General features: G+C 31.3%; 14 protein-coding genes. 13 read left to right on the forward strand and 1 reads right to left on the reverse strand.

The window, feature by feature from the left end; translation table 11 throughout:
- The first annotated feature begins 148 nt into the window (after positions 1 to 148).
- From DG508_RS12790 to argH, 11 genes are all read left to right on the forward strand, one after another.
- The gene (locus tag DG508_RS12790) at positions 149 to 787 is read left to right on the forward strand and encodes a GNAT family N-acetyltransferase (RefSeq protein ID WP_103865949.1); all 639 of its coding nucleotides are present in this window, start codon (positions 149 to 151) and stop codon (positions 785 to 787) included.
- The gene (locus DG508_RS12795) at positions 775 to 1,965 is read left to right on the forward strand and encodes an argininosuccinate synthase (protein WP_108868516.1); all 1,191 of its coding nucleotides are present in this window, start codon (positions 775 to 777) and stop codon (positions 1,963 to 1,965) included. The genes DG508_RS12790 and DG508_RS12795 overlap by 13 nt, the downstream gene beginning before the upstream one ends.
- Positions 1,962 to 2,939 carry an N-acetyl-gamma-glutamyl-phosphate reductase gene (gene argC, locus DG508_RS12800; protein ID WP_108868517.1) on the forward strand — a complete coding sequence of 326 codons (978 nt, stop codon included), beginning with the start codon at positions 1,962 to 1,964 and terminating at the stop codon, positions 2,937 to 2,939. The genes DG508_RS12795 and argC overlap by 4 nt, the downstream gene beginning before the upstream one ends.
- A gap of 83 nt (positions 2,940 to 3,022) precedes the next feature.
- Positions 3,023 to 3,817, forward strand: a complete 795-nt coding sequence (proC, locus tag DG508_RS12805) for a pyrroline-5-carboxylate reductase (RefSeq protein WP_108868518.1) — start codon at positions 3,023 to 3,025, stop codon at positions 3,815 to 3,817.
- Positions 3,818 to 3,897: 80 nt separating this feature from the next.
- Positions 3,898 to 5,043: an aspartate aminotransferase family protein gene (locus DG508_RS12810; protein WP_108868519.1), complete on the forward strand. Its 1,146-nt coding sequence runs from the start codon at positions 3,898 to 3,900 to the stop codon at positions 5,041 to 5,043.
- Complete coding sequence (locus tag DG508_RS12815) at positions 5,040 to 6,236, forward strand: glutamate-5-semialdehyde dehydrogenase (RefSeq protein ID WP_108868520.1); 1,197 nt, start codon at positions 5,040 to 5,042, stop codon at positions 6,234 to 6,236. Before DG508_RS12810 ends, DG508_RS12815 begins: the two co-directional genes overlap by 4 nt.
- The gene (proB, locus tag DG508_RS12820; RefSeq protein ID WP_108868521.1) at positions 6,220 to 7,041 is read left to right on the forward strand and encodes a glutamate 5-kinase; all 822 of its coding nucleotides are present in this window, start codon (positions 6,220 to 6,222) and stop codon (positions 7,039 to 7,041) included. Before DG508_RS12815 ends, proB begins: the two co-directional genes overlap by 17 nt.
- Positions 7,042 to 7,052: 11 nt before the next feature.
- Positions 7,053 to 8,000, forward strand: a complete 948-nt coding sequence (locus DG508_RS12825; RefSeq protein WP_108868522.1) for an N-acetylornithine carbamoyltransferase — start codon at positions 7,053 to 7,055, stop codon at positions 7,998 to 8,000.
- 1 nt (position 8,001) lies between these two features.
- The gene (argB, locus tag DG508_RS12830) at positions 8,002 to 8,784 is read left to right on the forward strand and encodes an acetylglutamate kinase (RefSeq protein ID WP_108868523.1); all 783 of its coding nucleotides are present in this window, start codon (positions 8,002 to 8,004) and stop codon (positions 8,782 to 8,784) included.
- A 3-nt stretch (positions 8,785 to 8,787) separates the two neighbouring features.
- Positions 8,788 to 9,852, forward strand: coding sequence for a M20 family metallo-hydrolase (locus tag DG508_RS12835; RefSeq protein WP_108868524.1), 1,065 nt, complete (start codon positions 8,788 to 8,790; stop codon positions 9,850 to 9,852).
- A 56-nt stretch (positions 9,853 to 9,908) separates the two neighbouring features.
- Positions 9,909 to 11,186, forward strand: a complete 1,278-nt coding sequence (argH, locus tag DG508_RS12840; RefSeq protein ID WP_108868525.1) for an argininosuccinate lyase — start codon at positions 9,909 to 9,911, stop codon at positions 11,184 to 11,186.
- 231 nt (positions 11,187 to 11,417) lie between these two features.
- Here the strand turns inward: argH and DG508_RS12845 are convergent, their stop codons facing one another.
- Positions 11,418 to 11,774: a hypothetical protein gene (locus tag DG508_RS12845; protein ID WP_108868526.1), complete on the reverse strand. Its 357-nt coding sequence runs from the start codon at positions 11,772 to 11,774 to the stop codon at positions 11,418 to 11,420.
- Between the two features lie 352 nt (positions 11,775 to 12,126).
- Between DG508_RS12845 and DG508_RS12850 the strand changes: the two genes are divergently transcribed.
- Together DG508_RS12850 and DG508_RS12855 are read left to right on the forward strand one after the other, a co-directional pair.
- Positions 12,127 to 13,548 (forward strand): sensor histidine kinase, encoded by a 1,422-nt coding sequence (locus tag DG508_RS12850; RefSeq protein ID WP_108868527.1) that lies wholly within the window; start codon positions 12,127 to 12,129, stop codon positions 13,546 to 13,548.
- Positions 13,541 to 13,957, forward strand: coding sequence for a response regulator (locus tag DG508_RS12855; RefSeq protein ID WP_108868528.1), 417 nt, complete (start codon positions 13,541 to 13,543; stop codon positions 13,955 to 13,957). The genes DG508_RS12850 and DG508_RS12855 overlap by 8 nt, the downstream gene beginning before the upstream one ends.
- Positions 13,958 to 13,959: the final 2 nt, after the last annotated feature.

Raw genomic sequence — 13,959 nt, forward strand, 5'->3', positions numbered from 1 at the left:
AACAATCAAAATCAATTTTAATAGGTAAGCTTTTTTGGTAAGCGTAATTCGTTTATGAAATGAGATGTAAAAATATATTTGATAGTGATCAAAAAGTGCAATACAACAAATTTTATCTGTGCATTAAAAAACAAGTAAAGGCGAGCAGATGAAAAAAGTAGAAATCATAATTGCAAATGAGACCCATTTCTGTTATGCTGAAGAAATATGCAAAGTAATTGCAGATTCAGCTAAAGTAAGAGGTACAGGTATTGCCAAACGTACTCCAGAATATATTCAAACTAAAATGCAAAATAGAAATGCGATTATAGCAATATCAGGAGGAAAATTTGCAGGCTTTTGTTATATCGAAGTATGGGGGCATGAGAAGTATGTGGCTCATTCTGGATTAATAGTACATCCAGATTTTAGAAATCAAGGATTAGCAAAAAAGATTAAAGAATTTACATTTAATTACTCATTAAAAAAGTATCCTGAATCAAAAGTATTTGGGATTACAACTGGATTAGCTGTAATGAAAATTAATTCAGATTTAGGGTATAAACCAGTGACGTTTTCAGAATTAACAGATGATCCTAAGTTTTGGGAAGGATGCAAAACATGTACAAATTTTAATATTCTGACCTCAAAAGATCACAAGATGTGTTTATGTACAGGAATGTTGTATGATCCATTACAACAAGCAAAGAAAAAAGTAAAATGGTATAAAAAACCAGTATTAAAAAGATTAAAAAAAATTAAGCAAACAATGCTTGCAAGCAATAGACAATTGTTATGGAAAAAGTAGTATTAGCCTATAGTGGAGGATTAGACACCTCATATTGTGTAAAATATCTTATGCATGAGAAAAAACTGAAAGTACATACCATTTTGGTAAATACAGGAGGTTTTTCTGAAAAAGAATTAGAGGATATAAAAGAACGAGCATATGAGTTAGGGAGCTCATCTCATATCAATAAAACCATATTAAATGAATTTTATGAAAAAGCAATCAAATATCTGATTTATGGAAATGTATTAAAAAATAATACATATCCTTTATCTGTGAGTGCCGAAAGAATTTTTCAAGCAATAGAAGTAATTAATTATGCCAAAAAAGTAGGAGCAAAATATATAGCACATGGTAGTACAGGAGCGGGAAATGATCAGATTAGATTTGATGTAATTTTTCAGACTTTGGCTCCCGATATTGAAATTATTACACCTATACGAGATTTAAAACTCTCTAGACAAGATGAGGTTGCCTATTTAGAAAAACATGGAGTACATTATAGTTGGGAAAAAGCACAATATTCTATCAATAAAGGTATTTGGGGAACCAGTGTAGGAGGCAAAGAAACCCTTACTTCTCATAGTGCATTACCAGGAACTGCATATCCAAGTCAATTAGAAAAACAAACAGAAGAAACAATTACTTTAAATTTTGATAAAGGTGAACTGGTAGGTTTGAATGGAAGTAAAGATACTCCAGTTAAGAATATACAAAAATTAGAAGAAATAGCAAGTGCTTTTGCTATTGGTAGAGATACTCATGTAGGTGATACCATTATAGGAATTAAAGGAAGAGTAGGATTTGAAGCAGCAGCACCTATGGTTATTATCAAAGCGCATCATTTATTAGAAAAACATGTATTAACCAAATGGCAGCAATATTGGAAAGAACAATTAGCCAATTGGTATGGGATGCTGTTGCATGAAGGAAATTATTTAGACCCCGTAATGAGAAATATAGAGGTATTTATGGAGGATGCCCAAAAATCTGTTACAGGCGATGTAACAGTAAAATTAAAACCATATCATTTTACACTAGAAGGAGTGGCATCGGATCATGATATGATGAAATCTGATTTTGGGCAATACGGGGAAATGAATAATTCGTGGACATCTGATGAAGCCAAAGGGTTTATAAAAATCTATGGTAATGCAAATAAAATTTATCACAACGTAAATGAAAATCAACTATGATAAACGTAGGAATTATAGGAGGATCAGGATATACAGCAGGAGAATTACTGAGATTATTAATACATCACCCTCAGGTAGTATTAGATTTTGTATACAGTACTACAAATGCAGGGAGTAGGGTTGATAAACAACATCCTGATTTGATAGGAGAAACGAATCTAATATTTACAGATACAATAAACCCTTCTATAGATGTATTGTTTTTGTGTTTGGGGCACGGTAGGTCAAAATCATTTCTAGCAAATCACACATTCTCTACCACTACCAAAATCATAGATTTGGGAAATGATTTTAGACTGAATCAAGATAAAGAATATTTAAATAGACATTTTGTATATGGACTTCCTGAATTGAATAAAGAAAAAATTCAATCTGCACAGAACATAGCAAACCCAGGATGTTTTGCAACAGCAATTCAACTAGGGATATTACCTTTAGCTTTTTCTGGGCAGTTAACTGATACAATACATATCAATGCAACAACAGGAAGTACTGGAGCAGGAGTGATGCCAGGAGCAACAACCCACTTTAGTTGGAGAGATAATAATTTTTCTAGCTATAAAGTATTTTCTCATCAACATTTAGGCGAAATAGAACAAAGTATCAAGCAAGTACAATCAGATTTTGAATCCCCCATTTTCTTTATTCCTAATCGAGGAAATTTTAGCAAAGGTATTTATGCTACTATGTATACAAAATATAAAGGAACTGAAGCAGAGGCAAAAGAATTGTATACCTCTTTTTATAAAGATGCAGAATTTACTATAATCTCTGATCAAGATATTCACCTGAAACAAGTTGTAAATACTAATAAATGTATACTACATATCAGTAAAAAAAATGAAATGGTATTAATCACTTCAGTAATCGATAATTTGATTAAAGGAGCATCAGGGCAAGCTATTCATAATATGAACTTAATGTTTGGACTTGAAGAAAAAGTAGGATTAGGGTTAAAAGCAAGTGCATTCTAATTATAGAGAATATCAAGCTTATTTAAGTATGTATTTAAAACATAAAAATTTGTCATACTGAGAACCAAAAAATAAGAACTAAGATGAATAAAATAACAATTATTGGAGGAGGGAATCTAGGTAAATCAATAATCTCTGGATTAGCAGATAGTGATTTATTTGAAACTAATAATATTACCGTAGTTGATAAATCAAAATACAATCTAATAGAAGTTAAAGAAAAATTAGGAGTATCCACATCACAAAATATAATTGAATCTATAGAAGCTGTAAAATGGATAATACTTTGTGTTCAACCAAGACAACTTAACGAAGTATTAAAAGAGATCAAAGATAAAATTACGCCAAATCAGATTTTGATATCGACAGTAACAGGTACTTCAATAGAAGAAATAAACGCTATTGTACCCAATAATAAAGTTGTAAGGGTAATGCCAAACACAGGAGCCTCCAAAAAATTATCAATGACCTGTATTGCAGCAAATGAAGATGTAAAAGCAGAGTTAGAAACGGTACAGAAAATGTTTGATACCATAGGTGAAACTTTGGTTATAGAAGAAAGATTAATGCAAGCAGCAACAGTATTAGGAGCAAGTGGCATTGCTTTTTTTCTAAGGTTTCTCAGAGCAATGATACAAGGAGGAATACAAATGGGGTTTCACCCTCATGAAGCACAAATAATAGCTGTACAAACAGCAATAGGAGCAGCAACATTAGTAGCAGAAAACGGAACACATCCTGAACGAGAGATTGATAAAGTTACAACACCTCAAGGATGTACTATAGAAGGATTAAACGAAATGGAACATCAAGGGTTGAGTTCCTCTGTAATAAAAGGAGTTATGGCCTCCTATGAAAAAATAAATACGATAAAATAAAAGATTATTTATAGTCGTCAGTTGATCAATACTTATATACCTATTTATTATTAATTATTAACCAACAAAACAACAATAGTATGAAACCATTTGATGTATACCCATTGTATAATGTAGAACCAGTGAATGCATTTGATTGTATTGTAGTAGATAAAAACGGCAAAGAATATTTAGATATGTATGGAGGTCATGCAGTAATCTCTATAGGTCACTCTCATCCATATTATATAAAAAAAGTAAAAGAGCAATTAGAAAAAATAGGATTTTACTCAAATGCTGTTCAAAACAGTTTGCAAAACAAGTTAGCCAATAAGTTAGGCAAATTATCAGGGTATGAAGACTATCAGTTGTTTTTGTGTAACTCTGGAGCAGAAGCAAATGAAAATGCATTAAAACTAGCTTCTTTCTATACAGGGAAATCAAGAGTTATTGCATTTAACAATGGTTTTCACGGAAGAACCTCTGCCGCCGTTGCTGCTACAGATAACCAAAGTATCAATGCCCCAATAAATTCGCAACAAGATGTCACTTTTTTACCATTAAATAAAATCGAATTGGTGAAAGACGAGTTACAAAAAGGAGGAGTATGTGCAATTATAATAGAACCGATACAAGGAGTAGGAGGACTCGATGAAGGAACTACTGAATTCTTTAAGGAATTAGAATTCTTATGTAAGGAATTTGATGTGATTCTAATCTTAGATGAAATACAATCGGGGTATGGACGAAGCGGTAAATTTTTTGCACATCAATATCATGAGATTACACCAGATATTATAACTATAGCAAAAGGCATGGGTAATGGTTTTCCTATAGGAGGAGTATTGATAGCACCGCATATAGAACCTAATCATGGAATGCTGGGAACAACCTTTGGGGGAAATCATCTTGCCTGTGCCGCAGCACTAGCAGTTTTAGAGGTGATCGAATCAGAAAACCTTATTGATAATGCAAAGTTAACAGGAGAATATTTTATGTCACAAATAGGTCAATTGCCAAGAGTGCAAAAAGTAAAAGGGAGAGGACTGATGCTAGGAATAGAGTTTGATTATGAAGTCAGCGAACTACGAAAAAAAATGATTTATGAGCAACGTATTTTTACAGGAGGAGCTATGAATAAAAAACTAATAAGAATACTACCGCCTTTGACAATAGGGAAAAAAGAAATAGATCAACTTATCCAAGCATTACAAAATGTAACGCAAGCAGAAAAAGTCGAATTATGAATATATCATTAAGCATATCACAAAGAAACTCTGTATTAGAAAGTATGATCACTCTTGTGAATCAAAATAGAGATTCAATTATTAGAGCAAATATAAAAGACATACAAAATTATTCTGGTGATGATCTAGCTATGCAAGATCGTCTCAAAGTGAATCAAGATAAGATAGAAGGTATGATTGCAGCATTGATGCAATTATCAAAACAAGAAGATCCAATAGGAGTAGAGCGATTTCGGTTTATTCATGAAAATGGTATGGAAGTGTTTAATAAGACTGCCTCTTTTGGTACTGTATTAATTATTTATGAATCCAGACCAGATGTAACTGTTGAGGCGGCTGGAATTGCTTTTAAATCAGGAAACAAAATTTTGCTTAAAGGAGGTAAAGAATCAGTAAACTCTAATCTAGAAATTGTAAACCTTTGGCATCAAGCTTTATCACAGAATAATGTGACTACTGAGTGGATTGAGTATCTTGATTACAATAGACAAAGAACTCAGGAGTTTTTAGAAAAACCAACTCAAAAGATAGATTTGATTGTCCCTAGAGGAGGAGAAAAACTAATCCATTTCGTTAAAAATCATGCCTCTTGCCCAGTTATAGTAAGTGGTAGGGGTAATAATTTTGTGTATGTGCATGAGGAAGCAGATAGAGGATTGGCTCTTGATAATATAATCAATGGTAAAACCAATAAAGTTTCTGCGTGTAACGCTATTGATAAAGTATTGATTGATAAAAATCTGCCTAATAAAGAAGACTTTGTAAATAACCTTATTACTACACTTAAGAATTATAAGATTGAAATACTAGGAGATAGCTCTTTATCAAAATATGAAGAAGTAAAGCAGATAGAAAAAGATACCGTATGGAATGAAGAATTCTTAGGTTATAAAATTGTAATAGGAGAAACAGAAGATACTCCAGAAGCAATTTCAAAAATTAATACGTATAGTGGAGGGCATTCGGCTGCTATTATAACCAGAAATCAATCTGTAGCACAAACCTTTATGTCTTCTGTAGATTGTGCCGCGGTATATCATAATGCATCTACTCGATTTACAGATGGTTTTCAGCTGGGCCTAGGGGGAGAACTAGCAATAAGCACAGATAAATTACATCAAAGAGGACCAATAGGGCTCCAACATTTGGTAACCAATAAATGGTATATACATGGCGATGGGCAAATTAGATAAAAAAAGAATTGTACTTAAGTTGGGATCCAATGTCTTAACCAAAGAAACAAACCATATCTCTAGAGGTAAAATAGAAGATATAGGGCGTCAAATTATGGTTTTGCAAGATACTTATGAATTTGTGATAGTAAGCTCTGGAGCAATTGCAGTAGCAAAACAATTTGTAAATCTAGAAAGTAATGGCGTTGCTATTAATGTAAAACAAGCATTGGCATCAATAGGTCAACCACATTTGATGCGCATATTTCAGGAAAGCTTTAGAGATTTAGGATTGTTGACATCACAATGTTTATTATCATATTCAGATTTCGAAAAAGAACAATCTCAGCAAAATATAATAAATACAATCAATGTGCTACTGGCAAATAATTATATCCCAATTATCAATGAGAATGACACGGTTGCTACAGATGAGATTCAATTTGGGGATAATGATAAACTAGCAGGGCTTACAGCTTCACTATTAGATGCCGATTTATTGGTTATAGCAACAAATACTGATGGAATTTATACAAAAGAATCAGTACATAATAACGCATACCAAACTATTAGTCATGTAGTTGATGTAGCGTCATTAGAAGAAGAAGTAGTAACCTCTATTTCTACTCATGGCACGGGGGGAATGAAATCTAAAATAGAAGCCGCGCAAATTGCTCAAAAAGCAAATATAGAAACATGGATAGTAAATGGAGTGAATGATAACTTTATAATAGATGCCATTCAAGATAAAAAACCGTTTACAAAAATATCTTTTGAGAGCAATCTTAAACAGCACCCCGAAAAAATAATAATACCAATAAAATAGAAGAAAAATAAATGAATAATTACTTTTCCATACAAGATATTGATTCATTACCTGATTGGGTAGACGAAGCTATAAAAATAAAAAAAGATCCTTTATCAGGTAAAAACTTGGGAAGAGATAAAACCATTGGATTATTATTTTTTAATCCCAGTTTACGTACTCGACTTAGCACGCAAAAAGCAGCATTAAATTTAGGAATGAATGTCATAGTAATGAATTTTACGGGAGAAGGATGGTCGTTGGAGTATGGAGATGGGATCGTTATGAATCAAGGAAATTCTGAGCATATAAAAGAAGCAGCACAAGTAGTATCTCAATATTGTGATGTATTAGGAATACGTGCATTTGCAAAACTAGAAAATAGAGAAGATGATTATAATGAGAAAGTTCTTAAAAGTTTTATAAAACACAGTACAATTCCTGTAATTAATATGGAGAGTGCTACAGGACATCCATTACAAGCATTGACAGATGCTATAACAATTACAGAGAATCAAAAAAATAAAAAACCAAAGGTTGTACTATCATGGGCACCACATCCAAAAGCCTTACCACAGGCAGTTGCTAATTCTTTTGTAGAGATGATGCAACATATGGATGCAAATTTTGTAATCACCCACCCTGTGGGATTTGAGTTAGCCAGTCATATTACTAAGCAGGTGCCTATTGATTACAACCAGAAAAATGCATTAAAAGATGCAGACTTTGTATATATCAAGAATTGGAGTTCTTATCAAGACTACGGTAAAACATTGGACAACGATCTCTCATGGAAAATGACTCAAGAAAAGATGGAGTTAACTAATGAAGCAAAATTTATGCATTGCTTACCAGTAAGAAGAAATGTTGTTGTAGATGATGCTGTAATTGATAGTAAAAACTCTTTGGTTATTGAGCAAGCTAATAATAGAACGTATGCAGCACAATTGGTACTAACAAAAATATTAGAAAAATCATAAAATGAAGAAGGAAACATTATTTGTAGCCAAAATAGGAGGTAATATTATAGGTGATAAAAAAGCGTTAACTTCTTTTTTAGAAGGTTTTTCTAAAATAGAAGGGCCAAAAATATTGGTGCACGGAGGAGGAAAATATGCAACCCAATTAGCAAATAAATTAGAGGTGAAAACTGAAATGATTGATGGACGAAGAATTACCTCGGCAGAAAACCTAGATATTGTTGTAATGACATATGCAGGATTATTAAATAAAACCATCGTTTCAGAATTACAAAGTAGTGATTGTAATGCTTTAGGATTAACAGGTGCAGATGCAAATAGTATTCTGGCAAAAAAAAGACCTGTTAATTTTATTGATTATGGATATGTTGGTGATGTGGTAAAAGTAAATGATAGTTCTATTAAAATGTTTTTGAATCAAGGGATTACCCCCGTTTATTGTGCAGTTACACATGACGGAAAAGGACAATTGTTGAATACAAATGCAGATACCATAGCATCAGAAATAGCCTCGGCAATGAGTAAAGAGTATGAGGTATCTCTGTTTTATTGTTTTGAATTACAAGGCGTATTAGAAAATATAGATGATAAGAACTCTGTAATAGAACACATAAATTTAAAAAAATACACAGAATTAATAAACGCTAATATTATTTCTGAAGGAATGTTACCCAAGCTTCAAAATTGTTTTGATGCATTACAAAAACAGGTAAGCAAAGTACATATAGCCAATGCAGATTTTATAAATGATAGTAGAACCAAACATACAACATTGAGTTTATAAGCGATGATTACAAAACTTACACAACAGGCAATAGAGCTTTTGCATCAGCTGATAGAAACGCCTTCTTTTTCATCAGAAGAAGATAAAACAGCTACATTGATCGAAAATTGGTTTATCAAAAATGAGATTCCTTTTACAAGAGAAAACAATAATATCTGGGCATACAATAAATATTTTGATGCGTCAAAGCAAACAATTTTGTTAAACTCACATCATGATACCGTAAAACCAAATGGTAATTATACCAACGACCCTTTTAAAGCATTTGTAGAAGATGGAAAATTATTCGGTTTAGGAAGCAATGATGCAGGAGGTTGTCTGGTTTCTTTGATAGCTACCTTTACATATTTATATGCTAAGGCAGATCTGAAATACAATATTGTAATTGTTGCTTCTGCAGAAGAGGAGAGTAGTGGACCTCTTGGGTTAAAAAGTGTATTAAAATACCTTAAAAATGTTGAATTTGGTATTATTGGAGAACCTACACTTATGCAATTAGCAGTCGCAGAAAAAGGACTTTTGGTACTTGATGTTTCTGTAAAAGGAACAGCGAGCCATGCTGCACATCCTAATGAAGATAATGCGATATATAATGCTATAAAGGTAATTCAATGGTTTAAAACTTATGAATTTGAAAAATCATCATCAACATTGGGTAATGTAAAGATGACAGTAACACAAATCAATGCTGGGAAACAGCATAATGTTGTACCCGCTAGTTGTAACCTTGTGATCGATATAAGAGTAAATGATAAGTATAGGAATAAAGAAATTCTAGAAGTAATAGATAAAGAATTATCTCAATTTGCTGAGATAAAACCAAGATCATTACATCTAGGCTCTTCATCTATTCCAATAGCTCATCCTATTGTGCAATCAGGAATCGCATTAGGTAGGAGTACATATGGATCTCCAACTTTATCAGATCAATCTGTATTGAGTTGCCCATCATTAAAATTAGGACCAGGAGATTCAACACGATCACATTCTGCAGATGAATTCATCTATATAGAAGAAATCAAAGAAGGAATAGCATTGTATATAAAAATTTTAGAAGGAATTCTGTAGAATAAACAAAACCTTACAATAAGAATTCAAAGAACCAAACATAATAAAAAAAAAGAATGAAACTTTGGGATAAAGGACTACCAACAGATCAAAAAATTGATGTATTCACTGTAGGTAATGATAGACAGTTGGATTTAGTAATAGCTAAATATGATGTGCAAGCTACATTAGCTCATGCCAAAATGTTATATAAGATTAAGTTACTTTCTGATAAAGACATCACAGCGATAGAAAAAGAGTTGAATGTATTAACGAAAGATATAGAGCAAGGAACATTTATAATTGAAGATCATTTTGAAGATGTGCATTCTAAAATAGAGTTTGTTTTGATAGAAAAAATAGGAGATGCAGGAAAACGAATTCATACAGCAAGATCGCGTAATGATCAGGTTTTGGTAGCAATGCATTTATATCTCAAAGATGAGTTAATACAAATCAAATCTCAGATTAAGGAGCTGGCACATGACTTATTAATCAAGGCAGAAACCTATAAAGATATATTGCTTCCTGGGTATACACATTTACAAATAGCAATGCCATCTTCTTTTGGTTTATGGTTTTCTTCTTATGCAGAAAGTTTTATAGATGATTTATATTTTATAAATGCAGCAATAAAAATTGTAGACCAGAATCCTTTAGGAAGCGCAGCAGGGTATGGTAGTTCGTTTCCGATAGATAGAGAATATACAACTCGAGAATTAGGTTTTGAAACTTTAAAATATAATGTGGTAGCTGCACAAATGAGTAGAGGGAAATCAGAAAAATCTACTGCTTTTGCTATGAGCAGTGCGGCAGGAACGCTCTCTAAGTTAGCAACAGATGTTTGTTTGTATATGAGTCAGAATTTTGATTTTATGAGTATCCCTTCAAAATTTACAACAGGCTCTAGCATTATGCCACACAAGAAAAACCCTGATGTTTTTGAGTTAATTAGAGGCAAGTGTAATAAAATTCAAGCATTACCCTATGAATTAAGTTTATTAATAAATAACTTACCTAGTGGTTATCATAGAGATTTTCAATTGCTTAAAGAAGGAGTAATACCTGCTATTCAAAATTTGAAAGCATCTTTAGAAATGGCCTCATATGCTCTTAAGAATGTTGAGGTAAACAAGAATATTTTGGATGATGATAGATATGATTATTTATTTAGTGTAGATACATTAAATGAATTGGTAATGCAAGGAATGTCTTTTAGAGATGCATATGTAAAAATTGGTCTTGATATTGAAAAAGGAGAGTATACTCCAGAAAAAAATACAAAGCATAGTCATATAGGTAGTATTAACAATCTATGCCTCAAAGAGATTAAAAAAAAATTAGAACAAGTATAGTATAATAAAGAATGCTTTTTCTCTGATTATATCGTTGTTGGACGATTAAATTTTGACAGTATAAATAAAAAAAATATATTACCCATATTGAAAAGAAGCTGAAGCATGTTTAATTGAGTGTAAGTTGAGTTAGTTTAATTTTTTTGCTTCGGCCTAGACCCCCAGAGGAGTTGTTAACCACTGGGGGTTGCTTTTTCTTTTAGGGCACCATACTTTCAAATAGAAGAATGATTAGTTGATAATTTGGGTGAGATCATTAACGACACTAATATTATGTCTGAGACTCGCAAAAAGAATAAATAAAATAATTATCGCAACAAGAAATCCTAATAAAGTACCATTATTAGTACTTGATAGTTTTTTAGATGTCTTCAAATAAGCTTTAGATAGTTTTTTGGTATAATTGGATACCAATGCAAAAGCAGGAGCAAAAATTAATATAACTACCAGCATATCAATTAATACCAATAGATACCCCTGTTGGTCAATATGTTTTTTTACATATTTTAAGATAAATTCATTAATAAGTGTAGCAGATAAAACAGCTACAGTATAAATAGCATATTTGGTAATTTGTCTATTATTCATAATAAAGGGGGCAATTATTCTTATATATAGATTAGTTATGGCGGTTAAGATAAAATGTTAGGTATTATATTCAAAGAAAAGGGTACACAAAATGCTATGAATTTTGGATAGAGAAATATACTAGTAATAAAAAACAATCATCAAATTAAAATATCTAAAAACCAGATATACTTTTCTGCCACATTTTTGTATTTTTAGTTTTAAAATTTACATTAAGACAAGATCTATTGTTACCCCCTCTATATTTTATTTATTAACCATAATTTTAGAGAATTTACGGTATTAAGAACAAGCGGCAATATTTTAAATTGAATTTATTGAAGCACGGTAGCAATTCTAAAGTACACAAAAAATGAAGCTATCAATTGTTTTTAAAGTTTTTCAAATAACAATAATCATTATGTTGATTATTATTATTGTACTTACTCTGTTTTTACAGAAAAACCATAAAGAATTACAAAAGGCAGAGAACATACGATATAAATCCTATGTTATTGCAGAAGAGTTGAAACAAAGTTCAGATGATTTAACTCGTTATTGTAGATCTTATGTCTTGACCAGTGATAGTATATGGGAAAACAAATATCTAAAAGTACTTGATATCAGGAATGGTAAACTACCACGGCCAGATGGTCATACTATTTCCTTACTAGATAGCATGAAAAAATTAGGATTTACAAAACCTGAATTTGATAAATTAAAGGTAGCCGAAAATAACTCTAATGAATTGGTATGGACAGAAAAAGTAGCATTTAATGCTGTAAAAGGATTGTTTGATGATGGTAGTGGTAAATTTTCTATTAAAGCTAGTCCAGATATTGAAATGGCTAGGCGTATCATGTTTGATAAAAAATACCATGATGAAAAAAAAATGATTATGGCACCTATTCGTGATTTTTTTAAGATGTTAGACAAAAGAACTCATGATGCGGTTATAGCGTATAAAGTTTTTAATAACAGTTTATTAAGGGTAGTAATTGGTTTAATTTTTTTAATATTAGTAATTGGCGTCATTTCATTTTTTATTGTACTTAAAAATATTATACAAAAAATGAATGTCTTAGAAGCATCAAACAAATTAGTAATGACCAAAAATGATGAACTATCGCGGTTTACTTATATAGCATCACACGATCTACAAGAACCATTAAATACAATAATTAGTTTTTCAAAATTATTAAAAGAAGGGTATCATGATAAATTAGAAGGAATAGGACAAAAAAGTATTGAAATTATTGATGAGTCAACAATGCGAATGAGAAGTCTTACTACAGATTTATTAGAATATTCGAGAATTGGCAGAAAAGTAAAACCAGAAATAATAGATGTAAACAAACTCCTAGAAAACATAAAATTAGATTTAACAGAATTGATTGATAAAAATAATGTAACTATAACTTATAATAACTTGGCTGAAGTATCAGCCTACAGAAATGAATTAAGGATGTTATTCTTAAACTTAATTACCAATGCTATCAAATACAGAAAAGAAACTGTAGCTCCCGAAATTACAATTGAGTTTGAAGAAGGGAAGGATGAGTATACGTACGCTGTGATTGATAATGGTATAGGAATAGATATGCAGTTTAAGGATAAGATATTTGAAATTTTTCAACGCTTGCATACAAATGACCAATACAGTGGTACTGGAATTGGTTTAGCTAATTGTAAAAGAATTGTAGAACTACATAAAGGAGAAATCTGGGTACGTTCTGAAGTAGGTAAAGGAAGTAAGTTTTTGTTCACCATAAAAAAAGATTTAATAAATGGATAAGAAATTAAATACAATAATGTTGGTAGATGATGATAGTAATACAAATCTATATAATGAGTATATTATTAATAGGTTGAATATTTTTGAAGAAATAAAGATTTTTCAGAATGGTAAACATGCATTAGAGTTTTTGATAACCAAAGATGAGAAAGGTAAATTCCCGCAACCTGAAATTATATTTTTGGATATAAATATGCCAATAATGAATGGCTGGGAGTTTTTAGATGAATACAAAGAATTGACAAAAGGGCAACAAGCAGATATCTTGATAGCAATGCTAACTTCATCAATGAATACTGAGGATAGTGAGAAAGCGCTCAGTAGTGGAGTTGTCAAAGAATTTATTCATAAACCTCTGATTGAAGATAGAATTAAAGAAATAATAGATAAATATTTTTTAAAGGATTAAAA

This window comes from Aquimarina aquimarini (genome assembly GCF_900299535.1).
GTDB classification, from domain to species: Bacteria; Bacteroidota; Bacteroidia; order Flavobacteriales; family Flavobacteriaceae; genus Aquimarina; species Aquimarina aquimarini.